The 26,280-nt window shown below is 67.1% G+C and carries 22 protein-coding genes; 10 read left to right on the top strand and 12 right to left on the bottom strand.

Annotated features, from left to right (window positions below; genetic code table 11):
- Positions 1-170: 170 nt before the first annotated feature.
- From AC1DFC_RS05305 to AC1DFC_RS05290, 4 genes are all read right to left on the bottom strand, one after another.
- The gene (locus tag AC1DFC_RS05305; protein ID WP_478178753.1) at positions 171-998 is read right to left on the bottom strand and encodes a substrate-binding domain-containing protein; all 828 of its coding nucleotides are present in this window, start codon (positions 996-998) and stop codon (positions 171-173) included.
- 216 nt (positions 999-1,214) lie between these two features.
- Complete coding sequence (locus AC1DFC_RS05300) at positions 1,215-1,985, bottom strand: TIGR04325 family methyltransferase (RefSeq protein ID WP_007834971.1); 771 nt, start codon at positions 1,983-1,985, stop codon at positions 1,215-1,217.
- Between the two features lie 90 nt (positions 1,986-2,075).
- Positions 2,076-2,969: a response regulator transcription factor gene (locus AC1DFC_RS05295; protein ID WP_007834970.1), complete on the bottom strand. Its 894-nt coding sequence runs from the start codon at positions 2,967-2,969 to the stop codon at positions 2,076-2,078.
- Positions 2,947-6,345, bottom strand: coding sequence for a hybrid sensor histidine kinase/response regulator (locus tag AC1DFC_RS05290; RefSeq protein ID WP_478178752.1), 3,399 nt, complete (start codon positions 6,343-6,345; stop codon positions 2,947-2,949). The genes AC1DFC_RS05295 and AC1DFC_RS05290 overlap by 23 nt, the downstream gene beginning before the upstream one ends.
- 244 nt (positions 6,346-6,589) lie before the next feature.
- On the opposite strand from AC1DFC_RS05290, the gene urtA reads away from it, so the two are divergent.
- The 8 genes from urtA to AC1DFC_RS05250 all read left to right on the top strand — a co-directional run bounded on the left by urtA (position 6,590) and on the right by AC1DFC_RS05250 (position 13,696).
- On the top strand, positions 6,590-7,855 hold the full coding sequence (gene urtA / locus AC1DFC_RS05285) for an urea ABC transporter substrate-binding protein (protein ID WP_056592157.1): 1,266 nt from the start codon (positions 6,590-6,592) through the stop codon (positions 7,853-7,855).
- A 143-nt stretch (positions 7,856-7,998) separates the two neighbouring features.
- Positions 7,999-8,913, top strand: a complete 915-nt coding sequence (gene urtB, locus AC1DFC_RS05280; RefSeq protein WP_413334734.1) for an urea ABC transporter permease subunit UrtB — start codon at positions 7,999-8,001, stop codon at positions 8,911-8,913.
- 29 nt (positions 8,914-8,942) lie between these two features.
- Positions 8,943-10,133 carry an urea ABC transporter permease subunit UrtC gene (gene urtC / locus AC1DFC_RS05275; RefSeq protein ID WP_478178751.1) on the top strand — a complete coding sequence of 397 codons (1,191 nt, stop codon included), beginning with the start codon at positions 8,943-8,945 and terminating at the stop codon, positions 10,131-10,133.
- Positions 10,134-10,151: 18 nt separating this feature from the next.
- Positions 10,152-10,895 carry an urea ABC transporter ATP-binding protein UrtD gene (urtD, locus tag AC1DFC_RS05270; protein ID WP_007834954.1) on the top strand — a complete coding sequence of 248 codons (744 nt, stop codon included), beginning with the start codon at positions 10,152-10,154 and terminating at the stop codon, positions 10,893-10,895.
- Position 10,896: 1 nt separating this feature from the next.
- Positions 10,897-11,598 (top strand): urea ABC transporter ATP-binding subunit UrtE, encoded by a 702-nt coding sequence (gene urtE, locus AC1DFC_RS05265; RefSeq protein ID WP_007834953.1) that lies wholly within the window; start codon positions 10,897-10,899, stop codon positions 11,596-11,598.
- A 36-nt stretch (positions 11,599-11,634) separates the two neighbouring features.
- Positions 11,635-12,867: a formamidase gene (fmdA, locus tag AC1DFC_RS05260; RefSeq protein ID WP_413312031.1), complete on the top strand. Its 1,233-nt coding sequence runs from the start codon at positions 11,635-11,637 to the stop codon at positions 12,865-12,867.
- An 8-nt stretch (positions 12,868-12,875) separates the two neighbouring features.
- Positions 12,876-13,217 (top strand): zinc ribbon domain-containing protein, encoded by a 342-nt coding sequence (locus AC1DFC_RS05255; protein ID WP_007834949.1) that lies wholly within the window; start codon positions 12,876-12,878, stop codon positions 13,215-13,217.
- A 128-nt stretch (positions 13,218-13,345) separates the two neighbouring features.
- Positions 13,346-13,696: an alpha/beta hydrolase gene (locus AC1DFC_RS05250; protein ID WP_478178750.1), complete on the top strand. Its 351-nt coding sequence runs from the start codon at positions 13,346-13,348 to the stop codon at positions 13,694-13,696.
- Between the two features lie 88 nt (positions 13,697-13,784).
- Here AC1DFC_RS05250 and AC1DFC_RS05245 read toward each other — a convergent pair whose 3' ends face one another.
- The 3 genes from AC1DFC_RS05245 to AC1DFC_RS05235 are packed head-to-tail and all read right to left on the bottom strand — an operon-like array spanning position 13,785 to position 16,698.
- Positions 13,785-14,471 (bottom strand): RraA family protein, encoded by a 687-nt coding sequence (locus AC1DFC_RS05245; protein ID WP_042673625.1) that lies wholly within the window; start codon positions 14,469-14,471, stop codon positions 13,785-13,787.
- 14 nt (positions 14,472-14,485) lie between these two features.
- The gene (locus AC1DFC_RS05240; RefSeq protein ID WP_007834943.1) at positions 14,486-15,472 is read right to left on the bottom strand and encodes a Bug family tripartite tricarboxylate transporter substrate binding protein; all 987 of its coding nucleotides are present in this window, start codon (positions 15,470-15,472) and stop codon (positions 14,486-14,488) included.
- Positions 15,469-16,698 carry a pyridoxal phosphate-dependent aminotransferase gene (locus AC1DFC_RS05235; protein WP_042673618.1) on the bottom strand — a complete coding sequence of 410 codons (1,230 nt, stop codon included), beginning with the start codon at positions 16,696-16,698 and terminating at the stop codon, positions 15,469-15,471. Before AC1DFC_RS05235 ends, AC1DFC_RS05240 begins: the two co-directional genes overlap by 4 nt.
- 102 nt (positions 16,699-16,800) lie before the next feature.
- On the opposite strand from AC1DFC_RS05235, the gene AC1DFC_RS05230 reads away from it, so the two are divergent.
- Positions 16,801-17,805, top strand: a complete 1,005-nt coding sequence (locus tag AC1DFC_RS05230; RefSeq protein ID WP_413334745.1) for a LysR family transcriptional regulator — start codon at positions 16,801-16,803, stop codon at positions 17,803-17,805.
- Between the two features lie 63 nt (positions 17,806-17,868).
- Complete coding sequence (locus AC1DFC_RS05225; RefSeq protein WP_007834929.1) at positions 17,869-19,164, top strand: aspartate carbamoyltransferase; 1,296 nt, start codon at positions 17,869-17,871, stop codon at positions 19,162-19,164.
- 42 nt (positions 19,165-19,206) lie between these two features.
- Here AC1DFC_RS05225 and bglX read toward each other — a convergent pair whose 3' ends face one another.
- The 5 genes from bglX to AC1DFC_RS05200 all read right to left on the bottom strand — a co-directional run bounded on the left by bglX (position 19,207) and on the right by AC1DFC_RS05200 (position 26,259).
- A complete protein-coding gene (bglX, locus tag AC1DFC_RS05220; RefSeq protein ID WP_478178749.1) occupies positions 19,207-21,510 on the bottom strand; it encodes a beta-glucosidase BglX in 2,304 nt (767 codons plus the stop codon).
- Between the two features lie 85 nt (positions 21,511-21,595).
- On the bottom strand, positions 21,596-22,564 hold the full coding sequence (locus tag AC1DFC_RS05215; RefSeq protein ID WP_478178748.1) for a Bug family tripartite tricarboxylate transporter substrate binding protein: 969 nt from the start codon (positions 22,562-22,564) through the stop codon (positions 21,596-21,598).
- Positions 22,565-22,611: 47 nt separating this feature from the next.
- Positions 22,612-23,844 (bottom strand): tricarballylate utilization 4Fe-4S protein TcuB, encoded by a 1,233-nt coding sequence (gene tcuB / locus AC1DFC_RS05210; RefSeq protein ID WP_478178747.1) that lies wholly within the window; start codon positions 23,842-23,844, stop codon positions 22,612-22,614.
- Entirely contained in the window at positions 23,828-25,255 is a 1,428-nt protein-coding gene (gene tcuA / locus AC1DFC_RS05205) for an FAD-dependent tricarballylate dehydrogenase TcuA (RefSeq protein ID WP_478178746.1), read from the bottom strand. The genes tcuB and tcuA overlap by 17 nt, the downstream gene beginning before the upstream one ends.
- Positions 25,256-25,332: 77 nt before the next feature.
- Entirely contained in the window at positions 25,333-26,259 is a 927-nt protein-coding gene (locus AC1DFC_RS05200) for a LysR family transcriptional regulator (protein ID WP_478178745.1), read from the bottom strand.
- Positions 26,260-26,280 lie beyond the last annotated feature (21 nt).

Below are 26,280 nucleotides of genomic sequence, written 5' to 3'. Positions count from 1 at the left end.
GAAGTTAGAACAAATCTGCGGGCTTGGCCTCCGGTTCGCAGCTGTCGATGATCAACGTCTGCTGATTGGCCCGGTATCCCGTGCACGCCAGTGCTCGCGCGAGACCCCGGCGCCGCACGTGCGCGTCGAGTTCTTCCGGTGTGATGGCCGCACGCTCTGACGGTGCGCGCTCAACGTGCCGACAGCGGCTCCAGCCCCGTCTTCGCGATGGTCGGCGCCGCGGCCGGGGAGTTGAGATAGCGGATAAGCTGCCGCGCCGCATCGGGCTGCTTCGATGCGGTGGCGATGCCGGCCGAGAACACCGTCACGCGCTGCACCTCGGCGGGCAGCGGACCGATGTAGTCGATGCCCTCGATGGGCAGCAGCTCGCTCACCTGCTGCAGGCCGAGCGCCGCGTCGCCGCGCGCCACCACCGTGCCCACGCGCTCGCTCAGGATGCGCTTGCTCTTGGGTTTCACCTGGTCTTCGATGCCCAGCTTCTTGAGCAGCTCGGTCTCGTAGTAGGTGCCGCTCGCGCTCGCCGAGTAGGCGATCGACGGTGCCGCGAGCAGCGTGCGCTTGAGCGCGTCGACCGTGCCGATGTCCGGCTTGGGCGCGCCCTTGCGCACCGCGAAGCCAATGGACGAGCGCACCAGGTCGACCTGGCTGCCCGCCACCACCTTGCCCTGCGCCACCAGCGCATCGAGCGCCGGGCGCGCGAGGATCACGACGTCGGCCGGCTCGTTGCGCGCCAAGCGGCTGGGGATCGAGTCGGTGGCGTTGCCCATCGAGGCGCCATAGGCGGTTTTGACGGTGCGGCCGCTGCTGCGCTCGAACTCCGGGCGCAGGTCGTTGTAGGCGGCGGTGAAGCCGCCCGAGGTCATGACGTGGATGTCTTCGCCCGCAGGCTTGTTGCCGCCGCCGAGGGTGCCGCAGCCGGCGAGCGCGAGGGCTGCGATCAGCGGCAAGGCAGCGCGGCGGGTGAGGGCGAGGAAGGGGGAAGGAAGGGGCTTTGTCACGATGTCTCCGGGAGGAAGAAAAGGCCAGTGGCCTGGAGGCCGCCTGTCGTTTGCCTATCGTAGAGGCCGGAGCTGTCATTCCGCCTTCAGCGGATTCGGGGTTATCACCGAGGCGACACGGCTTGTCGGGTGCATCGGCGGATCGCGGCTGCCTGGACGCCGCATCTCTTGATCGACCGGCAGGGACGCTCCTTTCCCGCCGGCCGGGTTGGCGCATCAATCGACGAGGTCGAAGCAGCAGCCCGCGTAGTACGGCTTGTCGCCGCCAGCGACGAAGGGCACCTCGATCGGCTTGCCCTCGTTGCGCCACACGTCGCGCTTCCTGTAGCCCGAGCGTGCGAGATCGGCCAGGAGTTCGTCGTGGTGCTGGATGCGGTAGGCGCACACGGCCACGCCGATGCTGTTGAGCGTGTAGATCGTGCGCTCGGGGTGCACGGCCGTGGTGTTCATGATGATGCGCCTCGGCTTCACGGCCAGCGCGGAAAGAATCGCGTCCATGCGCGTCGGCAGGTACTGCAGACTGCCCGAGACATACAGCACGTCGCAGCCGCTCGCATCGCGGTAGTCGGTGGTGAAGCCGAGCTGCGCGGTGGCTTCCCGCTTCACGGCCATCGCGCGGCCGCTCTCGACCACGCCGGGCACGTCGCACACGGTCCATTGCAGGGTGGCGGGGTAGCTCAGCACGCGCCGGAATGCGTAGTACTTGATGCCGACGTGCCCGCCGAGGTCGAACACGCGCGTCAGCCCCGCATCGATGGAGCGCCCCAGCCAGAAGAGGCCGGGATAGTCGTAGAAATAGATCTGCGGGCTGTAGAGGTCGCTCGCATCGGCATTGGCATAGCCCACGGCTTTGGAGGGCGGCGCGCCGGCCTCGGCCGCCGCGAAGCTCTCGAACGAGCCCATGAAGAGGTTCTCGTCCGTGTTGTTCAGGAACTTGCGCCTGTACGCACTTTCGCGGGGAGGAAACTGCAGAAGGCTTGAGAGCATTGTTGACTCCGGTGGCGTTCTCATTTTGAATGCAACCAAAGTATTCGCGACCTATAGCCCCGCGCCGTTGGGGCGGTTACCCCATGGGGGTTACATACCGCTCGCCAGCGCCGCCGCAGCCGCCCGCGTCTCCACCCCCAGCTTCTCGAAGATGTGCTCCAGGTGCTTGTTCACCGTGCGCGGGCTGGTGCCGAGGATGTCGCCGATGTCGCGGTTGGTCTTGCCCTTGGCGAGCCAGGAGAGCACCTCGGTCTCGCGCGGCGTGAGGGCGGCATCGGCCAGCCGGGCCGCCGGGCCTTCACGCTGGATGGCGAACAGCAGCATCGTCTCGCCGAGCGCTGCTGCGCCGAGGTTGCGCACCGACAGCCGCATGCCCGTGGCGGTGCCGATGGCAATGGCCGCGCCCGGCGCCAGCGCCGGTTCCAGCGACGCGGGCAGCAGGCCCGGCGCCACCGGGTCTTCGAGCGCGTGCAGCCACAGCGCGGCCTGCGGCGAGCGCCACGCGATGCGCCCGCGCGTGTCGACGAACACCACGCCCATGCCGGCCACATCGACCGCGTCGCGCGCCATGCGCGTGATGCGGGCGTTGCGCGCGTGCGTGTGCAGCCGCGCCAGCACCTCCTGTGCGCGGATCGGCTTCACCACGTAGTCGACTCCGCCGCACTCGAAGCCCTCGACCACGTGCGAGGTTTCCGACAGGCCCGTCATGAACAGCACCGGGATGTGCGCGAGCGCCGGGTTGGCCTTGATGCGCCTGCAGGTCTCGAAGCCCGAGAGACCGGGCATCAGGCCGTCGAGCAGGATCGCATCGGGCACCACGAGTTCGAGCCGCTGCAGCGCGGCCTCGCCGTCGACCGCCACCAGCACGGTGTAGCCGCTGGCCTCCAGCGTGTCGCACAACATGCCGAGGCTGCTGGGCGCGTCGTCCACCACCAGCACCACGGGCCGTTCGGATGACGATTCAGGGGGCGAGGGTGTCTGCATCTTCGGCCAGTGCGTTGCGGAGGTTGTCGAGTTCGAAGCGCACGACCATGCCGCGCAGCCAGGTGCAGGTCGATGCGGCGGCGGGCGAGGCGGCTGCCAGCCGGTCGAGCGCCGTGTGCAGGCCGCGCACGTGGCCCATCTGCACAAGGCGCATGAGTTCGGCGCGGTCGTCTTCCGAAAGAGCGAGTTGCCGGGGGCGCTGCAGCGCTTCTTCTGCTTCACCCGCGAGAGGCGCGAGCGCATCGGCGGTCGACAGCCATTCGAGCCCGAGGTGGCGCTCCAGCGTGGCGATCAGCTCCGACTCGATCACCGGCTTGCCCACAAAGGCCTGGCAGCCTGCCGCTTGCAGGCGCTCGTTCTTGTTCTCGAACATGTTGGCCGAGACGATGATGATCGGGATATCCCCGAAGCCCGAGGCGCGCACCGAGGTGGCGGTCTGCCAGCCGTCCATGTCGTCCATCGTCAGGTCGAGCAGGATGGCCGATGGCAATTCTTCGCGCAGGCTGTCGAGGCACTCGGTGCCGCTTGCGGCCTCGCGTATCTCGAAGCCCAGCGGCACGAGCATGCCGGCCAGCATCTGGCGCTGCACGGGCTGGTCATCGACCACCAGCAGCGTGCGGCGCGCGCCGATGTAGCCCGACACGGGCTGCCGCGGTGCGCCGGCCTTGGCCTGCGGGCCGGGGTCGGCCACCTCGCGCAGGTACACGCGCACGCTGAAGGTGCTGCCCTGCGACGATGTCGATGCCAGCCTGAGCTCTCCGCCCATCAGCGAGGTGAGCAGCCCGGTGATGGTGAGGCCCAGTCCCGTGCCCGGCTCGCCACGGCGGCGGCCCGCTGCGCCGCGCTCGAAGGGCAGGAAGATGCGCTGATGGTCCTGCGGCGCGACGCCGATGCCGGTGTCGACCACGTCGAAGCGCAGTACCTCGCGCCGCGCATCCACATGCAGCGTGACCGTACCGCTGTCGGTGAATCGCACGGCATTGGTCAGCAGGTTGATGAGGATCTGCCGCAGCCATTTCGCATCGGCGTGCACCCACGGCGGCAACCGCCCTGCATGCGTGCAAACGAAGGCCAGGCCCTTGTTCTCGGCCTGCGGGCGCACCATGTGCACGAGCTGGTCGAGAAACGCGGGCAGCGCGAGCGGCGCGGGTTCGAGCTGCAGCCGGCCGGCCTCGATGCGCGCCAGGTCGAGCAGCCCGTCGATCAGGCCCAGCATGTGCTCGCCGCTGCGGTGAATGGTCTGCACCGCCTCGCGCGGGGGCGCGACCGCGTCGCCCTTGAGCAGGATCTGCGAGTAGCCCAGGATGCTGTTGAGCGGCGTGCGCAACTCATGCGTCATGCCGGCCACATAGCGCGTCTTGGCCTGGTTCGCGGCCTCGGCGGCTTCCTTGGCGGTCTGCAGTGCGGCGTCGGTGCGGCGGTGCGCCTCGATCTCGAGCGCGAGCAGGTTGTTGTGGCGCATCGATTCTTCCTGCGCCATCTGCCGGCTCTCGCTGCCCAGCACCACCCACCATGCGGCGACCGCGGCCACCACCGAGAGCAGCGCGAACACTTTCAGGAAGGCCGTGGCCATGACCGAATCGCTCGTGCCCGCCAGCGCCTCCTGCGCATAGACCACGCCGACCACGGTGGCCAGCAATGCAATGAGCGAGGTGGCGATCAGCAGGTAATGCGCCACGCGGAAGTTGAGCCGCGCCGACAGCGCCGGCGGCAGCAGCGCCTGCAGCCAGCCGCTCATCTGCTCGGCCGCGCGCGAGTCGGTCTTGCAGCGGTCGTGGCAGCGCGATTCGAGCGTGCAGCACAGCGAGCAGATCGGTGCGCTGTAGGCCGGGCAGTGCGCCATGTCTTCCGACTCGAAGCTGTTGTCGCATACCGAGCACTTCACGTTCTGGCCGGGCGTCCAGCGGTCGATGTCGTGGCGCGCGAGGTAGTAGCGCCCGCGCGTGCGCCAGGCCAGCAGCGGCGACACGGCCATGGCTGTCACCAGTGCGATGAAGGGCGAGAAGGCTTTTGCCCAATGGCCGAGCACGCCCGAGTAGGCCAGCATCGCCAGCGCGGCGGCCACCAGCATCGCCACCAGCCCGACCGGGTTGATGTCGTACAGGTGCGCGCGCTTGAACTCGATGGTCTTCGGGCTCCACCCCAGCGGCTTGTTGATGACCAGGTCGGCCACCAGCGCGCCGACCCAGGCGATGGCGATGTTGCTGTAGAAACCCAGCACGTGCTCCAGCGCCGCGAACACGCCGAGCGCCATCAGCAGGATCGCGATGACCACGTTGAACACCAGCCACACCACGCGCCCCGGATGGCTGTGCGTGAGCCGCGCGAAGAAGTTCGACCATGCCAGCGAACCCGCGTAGGCGTTGGTGAGGTTGATCTTCATCTGCGAGACCACCACGAAGAGCACCGTGATGCCCAGCACCCAGGCCGGGTCGCGCAGCACGTACGAGAAACCGGTGAGGTACATCTGCGTCGGCTCGATCGCATGGATGCCGGGTATCTCGTGCTGCAGCGCGAGGAAGGCAAGGAAGGCCCCGCCCATCATCTTCAGCATGCCCGGCACGATCCAGCCCGGCCCCGCGATCAGCACCGCGGCCCACCAGCGGCCCCGGTTGGCGGCTGTCTTCTCGGGCAGGAAGCGCAGGTAGTCGACCTGTTCGCCGATCTGCACCACCAGCGAGAAGGCCACCGTGGCGGCCGCTCCGAACATCAGTGGGTCGAAGCCGCTGCTGTCGGAGGTGCGGCCCACGAGGCCGGTGAAGTCGGCGTAGAGCTCGGGCTTCTTCACCATCACCGCGATGAAGGGGCAAACGAACAGCACGATCCAGATCGGCTGCGTCCACAGCTGCAGCCCCGAGATGAGCGTGATGCCGCGCGCCACCAGCGGAATGATGACGATGGACGACACCAGGTACAGCAGCCACAGCGGCCAGTCCAGATACATCTGCAGTGCCAGCGCGAGGATGGCCGCCTCCAGCGCGAAGAAGATGAAGGTGAAGCTCGCGTAGATCAGCGAGGTAAGCGTGGAGCCCAGGTAGCCGAAGCCCGCGCCGCGTGTGAGCAGGTCCATGTCCACGCCGTGGCGCGCCGCGTAGTACGAGATCGGCAGGCCGGTAAGGAAAGTGATGAGCCCCACCACCAGGATGGCCCACAGCGCGTTCGAGAAGCCGTAGCTCAGCCCGATGGCACCGCCGATGGCCTCCAGCGCCAGGAACGAGGTGGCACCGAAGGCCGCATTGGCCACGCGGAACTCCGACCATTTGCGAAAGCTGCGCGGCGTGTAGCGCAGCGCGTAGTCCTCCAGCGTTTCGTTCGCGACCCAGGCGTTGTAGTCGCGGCGGATGCGAAAGATCTTCTGTCCGGAGACGGATTGCATGGCGGGTTCTCGCGGCGGCGGTGGCATGAGGGCGGACACAGCAAGAAGCGCTCCCTGGTTGCATTGCCGCCAATGTCGTGCCTTCGAGTCTGCAGGCAGGGCGCCTGCGCACCGCTACGTTGAATGACGTATTCGCGAGTACGCAGGTGATTTCTAAAGTGCCAGCCATGGTGCTCGGGGCACCGTCCGATGCACTGTGATGGTGCACGGCCTTCCTTTCCAACAACCTGCCTGGAGTTTCCTGATGTCGCGTGATTCCGATCTTTCTCTCGATGCCCTGGCATTGCGCCGCCGCCGTCTGCTGCAGGGCGCCGCCGCGTTGCCCGTGTTGGGCCTGAGCGGCCTCAGCTTCGGCCAAGGACAGTTCCCCACGGCCAAGGTGAACACCACCAAGCTCGCTGTGACCGACACCGAGGTGACGGTGGGCCAGCTGCACTCGTCTTCCGGCACCATGGCCATTTCGGAGACCGGCTCCATCCAGGCCGAGCAGCTCGCCATCGACCAGATCAACGCGATGGGCGGCATCCTCGGCCGCAAGATCAAGGTCATCAAGGAAGACGGCGCCTCCGACTGGCCGACCTTTGCAGAGAAGTCGAAGAAGCTGCTCGTCAACGACCACTGCGCCGCCGTGTTCGGCTGCTGGACCAGCGCCTCGCGCAAGGCCGTGCTGCCGGTGTTCGAGAAAGAGAACGGCCTGCTGTACTACCCGACCTTCTACGAAGGCCTGGAGCAGAGCAAGAACGTGATCTACACCGGCCAGGAAGCCACGCAGCAGATCATCTGGGGCCTGGACTGGGGCGCGAAGGAGAAGAAGGCCAAGACCTTCTTCCTGGTGGGCTCCGACTACATCTGGCCGCGCACCTCGATGAAGATCGCGCGCAAGCACATCGAGAATTTCCAGAAGGGTTCGGTCAAGGGCGAGGAGTACTACCCGCTGGGCCACACCAACTTCAACTCGCTGATCAACAAGATCAAGGTGGCAAAGCCCGACTGCATCTTCGCGGCGGTGGTGGGTGGCTCGAATGTGGCTTTCTACAAGCAGTTGAAGGCCGCGGGCATCACCGGCGACAAGCAGTTCCTGCTGACGCTGGCCGTGACGGAAGACGAAATGACCGGCGTGGGTGGCGAGAACTTCGCGGGCTTCTACTCGTCGATGAAGTACTTCCAGTCGCTGGACAACGCGAACAACAAGAAGTTCGTGGAAGCCTTCAAGGCGAAGTACGGCAAGGATGCGGTGATCGGCGACGTGACGCAGGCGGGGTATCTGGGGCCGTGGCTGTGGAAGGCGGCGGTGGAGAAGGCCGGCAGCTTCGATGTGGACAAGGTCGTGGCCGGTTCGCCGGGGATCGAGCTGAAGACGGCGCCCGAGGGGTACGTGAAGCTGGATGCGAACCACCACCTGTGGAGCAAGGCGCGCATCGGGCAGGGGCAGCTGGACGGGACGTTCAAGGTGGTGGCGGAGTCGGCTGAGCTCATCAAACCCGATCCGTTCCCCAAGGGCTATCAGTAATCCTGTCTTTCTCCCTCCCCCTCTGGGGGAGGGCAGGGGTGGGGGCAAGCGGCGTTACTACTGGGCACGCTCCGCCTGCCCCCATCCCAGCCTTCCCCCAGAGGGGGAAGGAGCCAATACCCCAACCACCGGAATTCGTTGCCATGACTCTGTCGGACATGATGAACATCGGCCTCATGCAGGGCTTCGCGGGGCTGAGCCTCTTCGCGGTGCTGCTGCTGATGGGGCTGGGCCTGGCGATCATCTTCGGCCAGATGGGCGTGATCAACATGGCGCATGGCGAGTTCATGACCATCGGCGCCTACTCGATCTACCTGGCCGCGCGCGTCACCGAAAGCCTGGCGCCCGAGTTCATGCCGTACTACTTCCCGATCGCCATCGGGCTGGCCTTCGTCTTCGCCTTCATCGTCGGCTGGATCGTGGAGTGGGTGCTCATCCGCCACCTCTACAAGCGACCGCTCGACACGCTGCTCGCCACCTGGGGCGTGAGCCTGGGCCTGCAGCAGATTTTCCGCACCTTCATCGGCCCGAAGGAAGTAAGCCCGACGCTGCCCGAATGGCTCATGGGCTCGTGGACGCCGCATGAAGGCCTCGACATTCCCATCAACGGGCTGTTCGTGCTGGCGCTCACAGCACTGGTCACCGGCGGCGTGCTGATTGCGCTGCACAAGAGCCGCTGGGGCCTGCGGGTGCGTGCCACGGTGGCCAATCGCGTGATGGCCAACGCCACCGGCATCGACACGAAGAGGACCGACCGCCTGACCTTCGCCATCGGCTGCGGCATCGCGGGCATGGCGGGCGCGGCCTTCACCACCATCGGCTCGACAGGGCCGACCTCGGGCTCGCTCTACATCGTCGACGCCTTCCTGGTCGTCACCTTCGGCGGCGCGGCCAGCCTGTTCGGCACGGTGGTATCGGCCTTCGGCATTGCGCAGACGCAGTCGATCTCCGAGTTCTTCATGACCGGCTCGATGGCCAAGGTGCTGACGCTGTCGCTGATCGTGCTGATCCTGATGATGCGACCGCAGGGCCTATTCGCAGTCAAGGTCCGCCGCTGAACCCGATTCCTGTTTTGGAGAACGTTCCGATGAATTTCATCAAGGCCTCGATCCAGCGCTACCAGCTCGGCAGCCTGTTGCTGCTGGTGCTGCTGCTCGCGGTGGTGCTGCCGCTGTCGCTCGACATCTTCCGCCTCAACCTCGTGGGCAAATACCTCACCTACGCCTTCGTGGCCGTGGGCCTCGTGATGGTGTGGGGCTACGGCGGCGTGCTGAGCCTGGGGCAGGGCGTGTTCTTCGGCATCGGCGGCTATGCGATGGCGATGTTCCTCAAGCTTGAAGCCTCCGACCCCGTTTCCACCAAGATCCAGACCACGCCCGGCATTCCGGACTTCATGGACTGGAACCAGATCACCGAGCTGCCCACGCTGTGGCTGCCGTTCAAGAGTCTGCCGCTGAGCCTCGCGCTGGTGGTGCTGGCGCCGATGGCGCTGGCCTGGCTCGTGAGCTTCGCGATGTTCAAGCGGCGCGTGGGCGGGGTGTACTTCGCGATCATCACGCAGGCGGTGGCGCTCATCTGCACCGTGCTCATCATCGGCCAGCAGGGCTATACGGGCGGCGTGAACGGCATGACCGACCTGAAGACGATGCTGGGCTGGGACACGCGCACAGACGGCGCCAAGTACGTGCTCTATTACGTCTGCGTCGGCCTGCTGGTGGCGAGCATCGTGCTGTGCCGCTGGGTGCAGACAAGCAAGCTCGGCACGCTGCTGCTGGCCATGCGCGACAAGGAAGACCGGGTGCGCTTCTCGGGCTACGACGTGTCGAACTTCAAGGTCTTCATCTTCTGCCTGGCGGCCGCGCTTTCGGGCATCGGTGGCGCGATGTTCGCGCTGCAGGTGGGTTTCATGTCGCCGAGTTTCGTGGGCATCGTGCCTTCGATCGAGATGGTGATCTTCTGTGCGGTGGGCGGGCGCATGAGCCTGGTGGGCGCGGTGTATGGCGCGCTGCTGGTGAATGCGGGCAAGACGCTGTTCTCGGAGAGCTTTCCGGACCTGTGGCTGTTCCTGATGGCGGGCCTCTTCATCGGCGTGACCATGGCCTTCCCGATGGGGCTCGCGGGTTTGTGGGAAGAAAAGATCCGGCCATGGTGGAAATCGCGCCGCCAAGCCTTGCGCGATGCGGCAGTCAAGCGACCGGCGGCCGCAGCACCCGTGGTGCCCACAGCCACACCATCCGAACCCACGCTGCCCGACGGCGTCGGCAGCCAGCACGCCTGAACCCGGAGCCACACCCTCATGAGCAACACCGACTTCGCGCTCGCCGTGGAAGACCTCACCGTGTCCTTCGATGGCTTCAAGGCCATTGACGACCTCACGCTGTACATCGACCGCAACGAGCTGCGCGTGATCATCGGCCCCAACGGAGCCGGCAAGACCACGCTGCTCGACCTGATCTGCGGCAAGACGCGCGCGAGCGCCGGCAGCATCAAGTTCAACAACACCGAGCTCACGAAGATGGCCGAACACAAGCGCGTGCGGCTGGGTATCGGGCGCAAGTTCCAGACGCCGTCGATCTACGAGAACCTCTCGGTGTTCCAGAACCTGGAGGTCTCATTCCCGAAGGGCCGCTCGGTGTTCGGTGCGCTGGCTTTCAGGTGCGACGACGAGGTCAAGAACAAGGTGCAGGCCATTGCCGAGGACATCGGCCTTGCCGACAAGCTCGACACCGAGGCCGGCTTGCTGAGCCACGGCCAAAAGCAGTGGCTCGAGATCGGCATGCTGCTGATGCAGGAGCCGGAGCTGTTGATGCTCGACGAGCCCATCGCCGGCATGAGCGCGCGCGAACGCGAACTCACGGCCGAGCTGCTCAAGCGCATCTGCCAGAACCGCGCAGTGATCGTCATCGAGCATGACATGGCCTTCGTGAAGCAGATCGCGCACAAGGTTACCGTGATGCACCAGGGAAAGATCCTTGCCGAGGGGCCGATGGAGAAGGTGCAGGCCGATCCGAAGGTCATCGACGTCTACCTGGGCCACTGACATGAGCAACATCAACCTGAAGGTCGAAGACCTGCACGTCGCCTACGGCCAGAGCGAGGCGCTGCACGGCATCTCGTTCGAGGGCCATGCCAACGAAACCATCGCCATCATGGGCCGCAACGGCATGGGCAAGACCACGCTGTTCAAGGGCCTGATGGGCGTGTTGCCGTTGAAGAGCGGGCGCATCGAGGTGGCAGGCCAGGACGTGTCGCGCGACGAGAGCTTTCGCCGCGTCGCCAAGGGCATCGCCTACGTGCCGCAAGGCCGCATGATCTTCCCGACGCTGACGGTGGAAGAGAACATCCAGACCGGCTTGGAAAACTCGAAGACCCGCCGAATCCCCGAGGAAATCTACGCGCTGTTCCCCGTGCTGTGGGACATGAAGACCCGCAAGGGCGGCAACCTCTCCGGCGGCCAGCAGCAGCAACTTGCGATTGCGCGCGCCCTCGTCACCGACCCCAAGGTGCTGCTGCTCGACGAGCCCACCGAAGGTATCCAGCCTTCGATCATCAAGGACATCGCCAAGGCGCTCAACGAGATCCGCAAGCTGCGCGGCATCACCATCGTCGTGTCCGAGCAGGTGCTCAGTTTCGCGATGGACGTGGCCGACAGGCTCTTCGTCATTGAAGGCGGCCGGTTCGTGCACGAGACCGCGCGCGACAAGACAGATGTCGACCACATCAAGGCCTATCTCTCCGTTTGATCTGACCACAACCAACCCAACCAGGAGCCACTGCACATGACTGACACGCTGATCAAGGTCGACCTGACCAAGTCGCCCGTCGAGAACGAGAACATCCACAATCGCTGGCATCCGGACATTCCGATGGCCTGCTGGGTCAACCCGGGCGACGACTTCATCCTCGAGACTTTCGACTGGACCGGCGGCTTCATCAAGAACAACGACAGCGCCGACGACGTGCGCGACATCGACCTGAGCACCGTCCACTACCTCTCGGGCCCCGTGGGCGTGAAGGGCGCGGAGCCCGGCGACCTGCTGGTGGTTGATCTGCTCGACATCGGCGCCAAGCAGGACAGCCTCTGGGGCTTCAACGGTTTCTTCTCGAAGAAGAACGGCGGCGGCTTCCTGACCGACCACTTCCCCGAGGCGCAGAAATCGATCTGGGACTTCAAGGGCATGTTCACCAGTTCACGCCACGTTCCGGGCGTGAACTTCGCGGGGCTGATCCACCCCGGCCTGATCGGCTGCCTGCCCGACAAGCCCATGCTCGACATGTGGAACGAGCGCGAGAAGGCCCTTATCGCCACCGATCCGGAACGTGTGCCCGGCCTCGCGAACCCGCCGTTTGCGGGCACTGCCCACATGGGAAAGATGACCGGTGAAGCCCGCGCCAAGGCAGCCGCCGAAGGCGCGCGCACCGTGCCGCCGCGCGAGCACGGCGGCAACTGCGACATCAAGGATTTGTCGCGCGGTTCGAAGGTGTTCTTCCCCGTGTACGTCGATGGCGCGGGCCTGAGCGTGGGCGACCTGCACTTCAGCCAGGGCGACGGCGAGATCACCTTCTGCGGCGCCATCGAGATGGCTGGCTGGGTCCACATGAAGGTCACGCTCATCAAGGGCGGCATGGCCAAGTACGGCATCAAGAACCCGATCTTCAAGCCCAGCCCGATCACGCCGCAGTACAACGACTACCTGATCTTCGAAGGCATCTCGGTCGACGAGAGCGGCAAGCAGCACTACCTCGACGTGAACGTGGCCTACCGCCAGGCCTGCCTGAACGCCATCGAGTACCTGAAGAAGTTCGGCTACTCGGGCGCGCAGGCCTATTCGATCCTGGGCACGGCGCCGGTGCAGGGCCACATCAGCGGGGTGGTCGACGTGCCCAACTCGTGCGCCACGCTGTGGCTGCCCACGGGCATCTTCGACTTCGACATCAACCCGAACGCCTCGGGCCCGGTGAAGTTCATCGACGGCAGCATCGACATGCCGCTGTCGCACGACCTGCGCTGAAGCAAGCCATGCCGACCTACGACTACGCTTGCGGGCAGTGCGGCGGCTTCGAGGCGTTGCGGCCCTCAGGCCTGCGCGACGAGGCGGCTGCGTGCCCCGATTGCGGATGCGCTTCGCCGCGCGTGCTGTCGGCCGCGCCGCGGCTCGCACTGATGGCCTCGGGCACACGCCGCGCCATGGAAACCAACGAGCGCGCGCGGCACGAGCCGGGCAACTCGCGCGACTACGCGCGCTTCAAGCATCCGGCGGGGTGCGGCTGCTGCGGCTCGGGCAAACGAAGTGCGACGGTGACGGCGCCGAGCGGGGCCAAGTCTGCGCCGTCGCGGCGACCGTGGATGATCAGCCACTGACGACCGGCTGTTTTCAAGGGTTCGATTGTTTCAATCCTGTGAACGCCGTGGTTCCTTTTGCCGGCGTTTTTCGAGGCTTTTCAGGATCAAACTTCTCCTCACCAACCAACCACCTGAAGGAGATTGAAATGAATGCCTCGAAGATCCTCGCTGCTGCTGCTCTCTCGCTCCTGGCCGCTGCCGGAGCCCATGCAGAAACCTACGACGGCGTGCACGTCGTGAACTCTTCTGTCACCCGCGCCGAAGTCGCACCGCAGGCCGCTGCCGCCGCACGCGCCGGCAACGAGTACGCCGATGCCTCCAGCGCTGGCGCACAGGTCTTCACGTCGACCGCCGACCGCGCGACCGTGCAAGCCGAAGCCGTTGCCAAGGCTCACGACCCGCTCGCCAGCCTCGATCGCCGCGCGTTCTACCGCGACGAAGTGCCGCAAGCCTACAAGAAGCCCAGCGTGTCGTTCACGCGCCAGGCAGGCCTGTAAGCCGAACCAGCAAGCATGAAGAACGGGCCTTCGGGCCTTTTCTTCGTGTTCGCTTCGTGTCCGCGTCGCCAGCTGATGACGCCCGACCCTAGAGGGTCTCGTTTTCCTTGAGAACGCCCGCGTTGCGCAGCGCGGAGTTCAGCCATTTGGCAGCCGTGTTGCCATTCTTGATGGCCTCGATGCGCGCAGCCTCGTCCTCGACCTTCTTCGCCGCCGCCTGAAGAAGCGTCTCCACCTTCTCCCGCTCGACGACGACCACGCCATCCGCATCGCCGATGACGAGGTCACCGGGGCGTACCGCCACGCCGCCCACCGACACCGGATGCCCGATGCGCCCCGAGGCCAGCTTGGTCGGCCCGTTGGGATTGGTGCCGACCGAGAACACCGGAAAGCCCATTTCGTCGATTTCCACGCTGTCGCGCACCGCGCCGTCGATCACCACGCCGGCGATGCCGACCTGGCGGCAGGCGTTCATCATGATCGTGCCCATGAGGGCGGCGCTCTGGTCGCCCTTGCCGTCGATCACCAGCACGTCACCGGGCTTCGCGAGCGCGATGGCGGCATGGATCATCAGGTTGTCGCCGGGCCGCACTTCCACCGTGAGCGCGCTGCCCACCAGTTTCATCCGATGGCGCAAGGCCTGGATGCGGCCGTGCAGGGCGCCCCGGCGGCCGGCCACGTCGGCGAGGATGGCGGGCTGGAAGGCCGAGGCCTGGCGAATCAGGTCGGAGGAGACGCGCTCGAAGTCGCGGACGATGTCTGGAAGCTGGCTCATGTTCTCGATTCCGTTCATTCGGCCTTGATGTCGGCGTCCTTCACCACGCGGCCCCACTTGCGCTTGTCCGCAGCCAGGAAGGCACGGAACTGCTCTGGCGTGCTTCCCACGGGCTCCAGCCCGTCGGCGATAAGCCGCTTGGCGATCTCGGGCATCGCGAGCACCTTGGCGACTTCGCGCTGGATGCGCTCGACCACGGCCGGCGGCGTGTTCTTCGCAGCGCAGATGCCGGCCCAGGTCACGGGGTCGAAGTCGGGAACGCCGGCTTCCGCCACGGTCGGGATGTCCGGAAAGGCCGGTAGCCGGCGCGGGCTGGCCACCGCCAGCGCGCGCAGCTTGCCCGAGCGGGCGTACTGCATCGAGCTCACGGGCTGGTCGAAGATCATCGAGACCTGGCCCGCGATGAGGTCCGTCATCGCCTGGCCGGTGCCCTTGTAGGCCACGTGGACGATGTCGATGCCCGCGCGGCTCTTCAGCATCTCGCCCGCAAGGTGTCCGCCCGTTGCCGTGCCCGAGGAGGCGAAGTTGATCTCGCCGGGCTTCTGCCTGGCGTAGGCGATGAGTTCCTTCACGCTCTTCACCGGCAGATTCGAGTTGACCAGCAGCATGTAGGGCGCATTGACCACCTGCGTGACCGGAACGATGTCCTTCTCGGAGTCGAAGGGCATGCTCTTGAGCACATGCGGCTGGATCGACAGCGTACCTGTGGTGCACATCAGCAGCGTGTGCCCGTCGGCAGGCGCCGCAAGCATCGCCGACGCGGCGATGTTGCCGCCGGCGCCCGGCCGGTTGTCGATCAGCACCTGCTGCCCGAGGCCTTCGGCCAGCTTCGGTCCGATCAGGCGCGCCACCATGTCGTTGGACCCGCCGGGCGAGAAGCCCACGAGGACCTTGATCGGCTTCGACGGAAAGGCATCGGCGGCCCATGCCTGGGTGGTGCCGAGCCAGGCGGTGCCGATGGCAAGGGCCGGCAGCAGCTTCAGAAGGGTGCGGAGTTTCATTGCGGTTCCTGGTTGATGGCTTGGCCCGAGAGTTCGTCGCGTGCCCGCGCGATGCGTCGGCAGCCTTCCAGCAGTTGTTCGGTGCTGGCGGCGAAGGAGATGCGGAAATGCGTGGGCACCCCGTAGGCGCTGCCTTGCAGGGCGGCAAGGTCCTGCGAATCGAGCAGGTGCATCACCCAGTCGTCGCTGCTGTCGATCACCGTGCCCTTGCCGGTGCGAAGGCCGAAGAGAGCGCTGCACGAGGCGAAGACGTAGAACGCACCGTCGGGCACCTCGCAGCGGATGCCGTCGATGGCATTGAGCGCGGCGACCACCATGTCGCGCCGCGTTTCGTATTCGTGCCGGTTGCTGGCGATGGTGTCCTGCGGCCCCGTGAGCGCCGCGACGGCTGCCGCCTGCGCGATCGAGTTCGGGCCGGAAGTGCTTTGCGACTGGAGCTTGACCATCGCCTTGACGAGCGCCGAGGGGCCTGCGCCGTAGCCGATGCGCCAGCCCGTCATCGCGTAGGCCTTGGACACGCCGTTCACGGTCAGCGTGCGGTCCTTGAGGTCGGGCGCCGCCTCGGCCATGGTGGCGAATTCGACGCCGCCGTAGATCAGGTGCTCGTAGATGTCGTCCGTCAGTATCCAGACATGGGGGTGGCGCCGCAGCACCTCCGCCAGCGCCTGGAGCTCGACGCGCGTGTAGGTTGCCCCGCTCGGGTTGTTCGGCGAGTTGAGCATCAGCCAGCGCGTCCTGGGGGTGATGGCGCGCTCGAGGTCGGCGGGCTGGAGCTTGAAGCCCGCGGCCGCCGGGCAATCGACGAAGACCGGAACTCCGCCGGCCAGCAGGGCGATGTCGGGGTAGGACACCCAGTAGGGCGCCGGCACGATGACTTCGTCGCCCGCCGCGACCGTGCACATGAGCGCGTTGAAGATCACCTGCTTGGCGCCGGTGCCGACGATGATCTCGCCCGGCGTGTAGGCCAGCCCGTTCTCGGTCAGGAACTTGCCCGCGATGGCTTCCTTCAGCGCCGGCGTGCCGCCCACGTCGGTGTAGCGCGTCTGGCCGTCCGACATGGCGCGGATGGCGGCGTCCTTGACGTGGCCGGGCGTCTCGAAGTCGGGCTCGCCCGCCGTGAGGCCGAGGATGTCCCGGCCCATCGCGCGCAGCTCGCGCGCCCTCTGGCCGGCCATGGAGCTGGGGGAAGGCTTGATGCGATTCAGGCGTGGTGCGATGTGAAGCATGCGCGCAGTATCAAAGTCCGCTCGCCGCGGGACAAACGAGAAATCGGACCGTCGCGGTATTCCTTTTTTTCCTGGCTGACCGTAGGCGTACATTCCGCTGGCATGAACTTCACCTTCAAGCAGCTGGAGGCTTTTCTCTTCAGTGCCAAGCTCCAGAGCTTCAGTGCCGCGGCGGTGAAGCTGCACACCACGCAGTCGGCCATCTCGAAGCGCCTGGCGGAACTCGAGGATTCGCTTGGCGGCCCCTTGCTGCATCGCACCTCGCACGGCCTGGAATTGGCTCACTCCGGCCGCGAACTGCTGCCGCTCGCGGAAGAGGCCCTGCGCCTGTGGCAACGCATCGAGCACGACATCAGCCTCGACAAGACACTGCGCGGCACCTTCCGGGTGGGCGTGACGGAGCTGATCGCGATGACCTGGCTCACGCGGCTGATTCAGCTGCTGCAGAAGCTGCATCCCGAGGTGACGCTCGAGCCGGTGGTCGATGCGGGACTGACGCTCTTCGAGCGGCTGGAGGCCAACAAGCTCGACCTGTCCATCATGCCCGGCACCTTCTGGGGACAGGCCTTCGAGTCGGTCAAGGTGGGGCAGGTCGACCAGGCCTGGATCGCGAGCCCGAGGCTGGGCATTCCACAGCGGGCGCTGAAGCCGCATGAATTCGCCGACTATCCGGTGATCGAGCAGCCCGCCGGTGCCTCGAAGAACAGGTTCTACGAGGCCTGGCGCGCAGAGCATGGCTTCCGCTTCGGCAAGGTGCTGCTGACGAACAGCACGACCGTCTTGCGCGAACTGACGATCAGCGGCTTCGGCATCAGCCAGCAGGCGCTCGACTACGTGCGCCCGGACATCAGGAGTGGCCTGCTGCGCGTGGTCAGGAGCGACCCGATGCCGCCGCCGCTGGTCTACAGCGCGGTCTACCGGCGCGACAACGCCAGTCCCGCGCTGGCGCGCATCGTCGAGCTGGCGGTGAAGACATGCGATTTCACTTCGAGGGCGAGCCAGCACGACGTGGCGCCGGCGAACCCGCCGCGCGGTTCGGGTTCGACGCTGCGGCAGCGCTCGCAGCGCCAGGTGGCGAAGAAGCCCGCGAGGAAGACCCGGAGGTAGCCCAAACGGCAGGCGCTTCTTTGGGCTTTGAAAATATACGCATTGAGTATATGCTTGTGGCCCATGAACATGCCGCAACAGGTGCTCCTCCGCGACGCGATGCGTCAACTCAACATGACGCGCGATGCTTTCGCAGAGCGCATCGGCAGCCGCAGACGGGCGCTCGACGCCTGGCTGCTACCCGACGAGTCCAATGAATTCCGGGCCATGCCCGAAGTGGCCCGGCGCTTCGTGAGCGAAATCCTGGCTTCGGATGGGCGTCGCGCAGAATATACGCAAAGCGCATATGAAAGCGCCTTGCGAAGGTCGCTTGCCATTGAAGGCTCGCACCACCTGCTCTCTGTCAACCAGTTCAACCGCGACGCCATCGACGAACTGTTCCAGCTGGCCGACGTCATGCAGCCCATCGCGCGGCGGCGCAAGGTCAGCCGCGTGCTCGAAGGCGCCGTGCTGGCCAATCTTTTCTTCGAGGCCAGCACGCGCACGCGTGTGAGCTTCGGCGCGGCGTTTTGCCGGCTGGGCGGCTCGGTGTGCGACACCACCGGCTTCACCTTCTCGTCGATGGCCAAGGGCGAATCGATCTACGACACCAGCCGAGTGATCAGCGGCTATGTCGACGCCATCGTGGTGCGGCATCCGGAGCAGGGCTCGGTCGCCGAATTCGCGCGCGCCACCAACGTGCCGGTCATCAACGGTGGCGACGGGCCCGGCGAACATCCGAGTCAGGCGCTGCTCGACCTGTACACCATCCAGCGCGAGTTCTCGCGCCTGGGGAAGCTGGTGGACGGTGCGCACATCGCCATGGTCGGCGACCTGAAATACGGGCGCACCGTGCACTCGCTCATCAAGCTGCTCGCGCTGTACAAGGGGCTGAAGTTCACGCTCATCTCGCCGCCCTCGCTCGCCATGCCGGCGGAAATCGTGGACGCCGTGAGCCGCAACGGCCACGTGGTCGAGACCGCGGCCGCGCCGGCGCAGGCGCTGGCCGGCGCCGACATCATCTACGCCACGCGCATCCAGAAAGAGCGCTTCGCGCACGACGAAGTGCTGGAGGGCTTCGACAACGCCTTCGAGATCAACCGCGCACTCGTCGAATCGGCCTGCAGGCCCGAGGTGGTCGTGATGCACCCGCTGCCGCGCGACGGCCGCCCGGGTTCGCACGACCTCAGCGTCGACCTGAACAACGACCCGCGCCTGGCCATCTTCCGCCAGACCGACAACGGCATTCCCGTGCGCATGGCGATCTTCGCCACGCTGCTGGGCGTGGAAAAGCTCGTGAGCCGCTCGATGCGCGACGCCGCCTGGACGCCGCCCTCGCACATCGGGCCGGACGACAGCGTGTTCCATGGGCTCGACTGAAACTGCCGCACGACACACCACCCCTGACGGGCGTCGACGGCTTCATTCCCGCGTGAGAGCGAACTGCTTGCGAATGCCGCCCGCAGCCGAAGGCCCCACCCAGAGATCGAAATCGCCGGGCTCCACGGCCGGCTTCATGTCGCGGCCGACGAATGCCAGGTCGTTGGCCGTGAGCGCGAACTCGACGACCGTCGATGCGCCGGGCGCAATGTCGACCTTGCGGAATTCCTTGAGCTCGCGCACGGGCCGGGTCACGCTGGCGGCGCGCTGGGCGATGTAGAGCTGCACCACTTCCTCGGCCTCGCGCTGGCCGGTGTTGCTGACGGTGGCGCGCACGCGCAGCGTGCCCGACAGCGGCAGGCGCTCCGAACTCAGCTCCACGCCGTCGTAGTGCACCGGTGCATAGCCGATGCCGAAGCCGAAGGGGTAGAGCGCCTCGTTGGTCGCGTCCAGGTAGCGGGTCCTGAAGGCCGTGCCCGGTGCGTTCTCGGGCGAGGGGCGGCCGGTGCGCTTGTGGCCGTAGTAGTAGGGCACCTGTCCTGCCGTCTGCGGAAAGCTCACGGGCAGGCGGCCCGACGGATTGAAGTCGCCGAACACCACGTCGGCGATCGCGTTGCCGGTCTGCACGCCCAGGAACCATGTGACAAGGATGGCGCGGGCATCGCGTACCGCACCCTTGAGCGCCATCGCGCGGCCGTTGCTCAGCAGCACGACCACCGGCTTGCCGGTGGCGGCCACGGCTTCGGCCAGGTCCTGCTGCGCCTGCGGCAGGCCGATGTCGGCGCGCGAGCGCGCCTCGCCCGACATCTTCTGGCTCTCGCCGATGGCCAGCAGCACCACGTCCGCATCGCGCGCGGCGGCCACCGCGGCGTCGATGCCGCCGGGCAGCGCCGACTCGATGCCCGAGCCGCGCACGACGTTCACCGACGAATCGGCCCCCAGTGCCGCGCGCAGGCCCTGGTCGACGCCCACCGGCGCCGACTGGCCCGGGGACAGGCTCCAGGCGCCCATCAGGTCGACAGTGCCCTCGGCGAAGGGGCCGATCAGCGCGATCTTCGTGCCGGCCTTGGACAGCGGCAGCAGCGCGCGCTCGTTCTTCAGCATCACGATGGAGCGGCGCGCGCTCTCGCGGGCCAGCGAGATGAACTCGGGGTTCTCCGTGCGTTGTGCGGCAGGCGGGCCGTCGAGGCCGCGCATGGGGTCGTCGAACAGGCCGAGCTTCTGCTTTACGCGCAGCACGCGTCGCACCGCGTCGTCGAGCCGCGCCATCGGCACTTCGCCCGAAGCCACCAGCTCGGGCAGGTAGCGCGCGTACAGGCCGCTTTGCATGCTCACGTCGGTGCCGGCCATGAAGGCCTGTCTGGCCGCTTCGCGCGGGTTGGCGGCGTAGCCGTGCTCCACCAGTTCCTCGTCGGCCGTGTAGTCGGACACCACGAAGCCCTTGAACTTCCATTCGTCGCGCAGCACGCCCGTGAGCAGCGCGGGATTGGCGGTGGAGGGCACGCCGCCGATCTCGTTGAAGGCGCTCATGATCGACAGCGCGCCCGCGTCCAGCGCCGCGCGGAAGGGCGGCAGGTACACCTCGCGCAGCGTGCGCTCGGAGATGTCGCTCACGCTGTAGTCGAGTCCGCCCTCGGCCGCGCCATAGGCCGCGAAGTGCTTGGGCGTGGCCAGCATGGCGTCGGGCCGCGAGAGGTCGGGGCCCTGGAAGCCGCGCACGCGCGCGGCGGCGAACTGCCTGGAGAGGTACGCGTCTTCGCCCGCGCCTTCGAGGCCGCGGCCCCAGCGCGCGTCGCGCGCGACGTCGACCATCGGCGCGAAGGTCCAGCGGAAGCCGTCGGCCGTGGCTTCGATCGCCGCGGCGCGCGCGGTGCGCTCGGCGAGCGCGGGCTCCCAGCTCGACGCCTCGGCCAGCGGCATCGGGAACATGGTGCGAAAGCCGTGGATCACGTCCGCACCGAAGATCAGCGGAATGCCCAGGCGCGACTCGTTCACCGCCATCTGCTGCAGCCGCCGCTTGCCTTCGAGGCCCGCGTTGTTGAACAGGCCGGTGAGGCGGCCGGCGCGCACGTCGGCGGTTTCCTGCTGCACGTTGCGCGAGCCGGCCTGCGGGTTGTTGGGGGTGTCGATATCGGCCGGGCCGTAGAGGCTCAGCTGGCCGGCCTTCTCCTGCACCGTCATGCGGGCGATGAGCGATTCGATGCGGGCCTCGGCGGCGTCGGGCGAGCGGGAGGGTTGAAGGTCCTTGGAAACGGACGCCGCAGTGGCGGGAGGAAGCAGGGCGGGGAAGGAGAGTGCGGAAAGGAGGAAAACGAGGGCGGGAACCGCGGCTTTTCGAACGTGCATGGCCCTCTATTCTGCAGACAATGCACGCCGGCCCCGGCCAGCGGGTTTCCGCCCTGGCCGTAGGGGCTTGTCCGAGCCGGCCCGCCTATTCGGCGGTGGCGCCGGCTTCCTTCGCCACTTTGACCCACTTGGTCGTCTCGGTGCCGATGAAGTTGGCCAGTTCCGTGGGTTTCATGTTCCCGGCCGTTACACCCTGTTCCTCGAAACGTTTGATCACATCGGGCTGTTGCACCGCGCGGGCGAGTTCGGTGTTCAGGCGCTGCACGATCTCGGGCGGCGTGCCGTGCGGCGCCATGAGCGCGAACCATGTCGTCATGTCGTAGCCCTTGAGGCCGGCTTCGTCGAGCGTCGGCACACCAGGATAGGCGGGCGAGCGCGCCTTCGTGGTCACGGCCAGCGCGTGCACCTTGCCGGCCTTGATGTGCGGCGAGGCCGAGGGGCTGGTCTCGATGGCCATCTGGATCTGCCCGCCCATCAGGTCGGCCATCATCGGCGCGCCGCCCTTGTAGGGCACGTGCACGATGTCGGTCTTCGTCATCGAGCGGAACAGTTCGCCCGAGATGTGCTCGGTGCTGCCGTTGCCGGCCGAGCCGAAGTTGACCTTGCCGGGGTTGGCCTTGATGTACGCGACGAGTTCGGCCACCGTCCGTGCAGGCACCTTCTCGTTGACGATCAGCACGTTGGGCGTGGAAGCCGCGAGCGCGACGGGATCGAAGTCGCGCTGGAAGTCATAGGCGAGCTTCTTGTAGAGGCCCGGCGCGATCGCGTGTGCGATGGTGGCGAGGAACAGCGTGTAGCCATCGGCCGGCGCCTTCGACGCGATGGTCGCGCCCACGGTGCCGCCTGCCCCGCCGCGGTTGTCGACGATCACCGGCTGTTTGAGCGATTCGGAGAGCTTCTGGCCGATGGTGCGCGCGACGATGTCGGTGGTGCCGCCGGCCACGAAGGGGACGACGAGCGTGATGGGTTTCGTCGGCCATTCGGCGGCGGATGCCGCGCCGCTGGCGAGCATCAGTGCGGCGATGGTGGTGCGAAGGAAGGTGAGTCGGTTCATGGTCTTGAGGTCTCGGTGTTGTTGTGGAGGTGAAGGGTCTCGCGCATTCAGTCCGCGCCCAGCCGCAGCCGGCTCGGCAGGCGCTTCTCGATGGCGAACTTCAGCAGCGCCGCGCAGCGGAAGATGCCGTGCGCGAACTTGCCGTAGGGCAGCGTGAGAAAGAGCGCCATCACCACGCCCAGGTGCACCGCGAGCAGCAGCGCCATGAAGCGGGTGTCGCGCCAGGCCAGCAGCGCCAGGCCGGTGAGGCTGGTGAGCAGCAGCAGCGCGATGAAGCCGCGGTCCATCGGCCGCTGCGCCGCGTCGCCGTGCGCGGCGTGGCGACGCAGGTTCAGCCGGAGCAGACCGACGGGACCGATCGCGAGGCCGATGCCGCCTGCAGCGCCCAGCAGCACCGGCAGGCTCGTGAGCGCGTAGGGCGCGTGCAGGTCGAACAGGTAGTGATAGAGCGTCGCCACGCAGGTCGAGGCGAAGCACAGCATGAAGCCGTAGAAGGTGAAGTGATGGAAGCGCCGACGCCAGAGGGTGAAGCGGTCGTCGTCGTTGTTGCATCCCTCCCCGTGGCCGCCGTCGAGGTACTTCAGGCGCAGCGCGTCGTGCGCGGCTTCGGCGCCGGCCGCGCGGCGCACGCCCGGCAGGTCGGGGGCGTTGCCTGGATCGTTCGCGGGCGACACCTCGCGCCAGAAGCGGCGCGTGCCCATCGCCAGCGCGAACATCACGAACAGGAACACCGCGCCGAACACCAGGGCGAGGAAGTTGTGCGGAAAGATCGCGTAGAAGTTGCCCGCAAGCGGTTCGTGCAGCAGCGCGCCCGACATCGCCACGGCCAGCACGAGGAACAGCGCGAGCCCGCCCGCCAGTGCGAGCGCGACGGTGAGCCCGGCCTTTTTGTAGAGCGCGCCCATCACGGGCGGCCATGCGTAGTCGTGGTAGGTCTGCAGGCGCACTTGCGCCATCGCTTGTGGCACGTTCACCGCGAACTCGTGCGGCGGTGCGTACTGGCAGGCATGCAGGCACGAACCGCAGTTGTGGCAGAGGTTTGCGAGGTAATGCGTATCGGCCTTGCCGAATTCGAGCCGTCGCGTCATCGCGGGGAACACGGCACAGAAGCCTTCGCAGTAGCGGCAGGCGTTGCAGATCTGCAGGATGCGTGCGACTTCGCCTTCAGGCGCGGTCAGCGGCAGGGTGGGCTGGATCGGGATCACGCGCGACGTGGGATTGCCGCCGATGCCGTCGGCATCGGCACGGGCGCGCGCGACGAGGTCAGTGAGCTGCTGCAAGGGCGGCCTCCGGAGATTGCTTTGAGACGTTCTTTGCTGCGTTCGCCGCTTGCGTGCCGGCGATGCGCCCGAAGGCCGTGCCGATGCTCATGCCCACGCCGGCCGTGTAGCCCTTGCCCAGCACGTTGCCGGCCATCATTTCGCCGGCCACGAAGAGGTTGGGGCTCGGCCGGCCGCCGAAGCGCACGGCGGCGGTCTCGTCCACCTTCAGGCCGAGATACGTGAAGGTGATGCCGGGGCGCAGGGGGTAGCCGTAGAAGGGCGCGGTGTCGATCGGCCGCGCCCAGTGCGTCTTGGCGGGCGCGAGGCCTTCGGTGTGGCAATCGTCCAGCGCCGTGTGGTCGAAGCGGCCGACGCGGCAGGCGGCGTTGTAGTCCTGCACGGTGCGAACGAAGGCGGCTTGGTCCAGGCCGAGCTTCTGCGCGAGTTCGCCGAGGGTGTTCGCCTGCGTGCCGGTGAACACCGGCGGCATGAAGCGCCCGACCGCTTGCTGATCGATGACCGACCAGGCGATCTGCCCCGGCTGCTGGGCCACGAGCCGGCCCCAGATCGCGTAGCGCTTGGGCCAGAAGTCTTCGCCCTCGTCGTAGAAGCGCTGCGCGTCGCGGTTGACTACCACGCCGAGCGACACGCAGTCGATGCGCGTGCAGATGCCGCCGTCGTACAGCGGCGCGCGCGCGTCGATGGCTACCATGTGGCCCTGCGACGGATCGCCGATGCTGTCGGCGCCCGCATCGATCATGTGCTTGAGCAGCACGCCCTGGTTGAAGCGCGTGCCGCGGATCAGGAAGTTGTCGGCCGGCCATTCGCCGCGTTCGTTTCGGCCCCACGCTTCGCGCAGCCACTCGCGGTTCGACTCGAAACCGCCCGAGGCCAGCACGCAGCTTTTTGCCGCGATGCGCCCGCCGGCTTCGGTGTGCACGGCAACGAAGCGGTCGCCGTCGAGTTCGACCGAGGCCACGGGCGAGTCGTAGCGGATCTGCACGCCCAGCCTTTCGGCGCTGCGGTAGTAGGCGTTGACGAGCGCCTTGCCGCCGCCCATGAAGAAGGCATTGGTGCGCGCCACGTGCAGCGCGCCCGACAGCGGCGGCTGGAAGTGCACGCCGTGGCTGCGCATCCAGTCGCGGCAGTTCGACGAGGCGCGGATCACCAGCCGCGCGAGGTGCTCGTCGGTGAGGCCTCCCGTCACTTTCAGCAGGTCGTGCCAGTACTCCTCTTCAGGGTAGGCATCGACCAGCACATCCTGCGGCGCGTCGTGCATGCAGCGCAGGTTGCGGGTGTGCTGCGAATTGCCGCCACGCCATTCTTTGGGCGAAGCCTCCAGCAGCAGCACCGAAGCGCCGGCCTCGCGCGCCATCAGCGCGGCGCACAGCGCGGCATTGCCGCCACCGACAACCAGTACGTCTATCACTCGTGGGTCTCCTTGGAATGCAGGAGACTTTAGGGAGTGAAGCCTTCACGCGAAAGGCCAAAAGAAGCAACAGGTGTTCAGTGATCGAGAAGACTTGCGCCGGCCCAGCGGCCTTCGCGCACCAGCGTGCGCGCGGTCTCGGCCACCACCACGCGCGCGGCCAGCGCGGCGGGCGAGAGCTCGTCGTCCGACAGACTCACGAGCAGGTTGCGCCGGCCCACGTGCGCGTCGGAAATCTGCGTGAGCACGAGATCGTCGCGGTCGTGCCGCGCCGTGGCGGCGCCGGGCTGGATGGTCGCACCGTGGCCGGCGCGCACCGCGTCCATCAGCAATGCCAGGCCATCGACCTCGGCCACGATGCGCGGCGCCACGCGTGCCCGCGCAAAGGCGGCCATCAGCRTGGCTCGCAGGCCGTGGCTGCCGCTGGGCAGGATCAGCGGCACTTCGGCCAGCTGCGACAGCCGCACCTTCGCACCGGTGGGACGCGGTGACAGCGTGGGCGAGGCGATCACGAAGAGCTTTTCGGCCAGCAGCGGCGCCACGCTCCAGCGCCGCGGCGTGTCGGTCTGGAACAGCACGGCCAGGTCGAGCTGGCGCGCGTGCAGCATCGTCGTGAGGTGACCTGACAGCGCCTCGACCATGTGCAGGCGCACTTCGGGGTAACGCGCCTGCATGGCCTGCATCAGCGGCACACCCAGCACGGTGGCGGTGGTGGGAGCCAGGCCCACGCTCACATGGCCCGACAGGCGCGCCTGCTGGGCGGCGCGCACGGCGTCGTCGGCGTGGCGCAACGTGAGCTGCGCCTGGTGCAGGAAGGCCAGGCCCGCGTCGGTGGGCATGACGCCGGTCGAATGGCGGCGCAGCAGCCGCGTCGAGAGTTCGCTTTCGAGCCGGCTGATCTGCTGGCTCAGCGCCGAGGTGACCACCCCCAACTCCACGGCCGCGCGGCCCATGCTGCGAAGCTCGCAGACCTTGACGAAGTAGCGCAGTTGCCGGAGTTCCATCGCCCGATCATCGCGCAGGCG

The organism is Variovorax sp. 10L421 (assembly GCF_056395365.1).
Note: the sequence above shows the minus strand (reverse complement) of the source record. Positions and strands in the feature narration are given on the sequence as shown.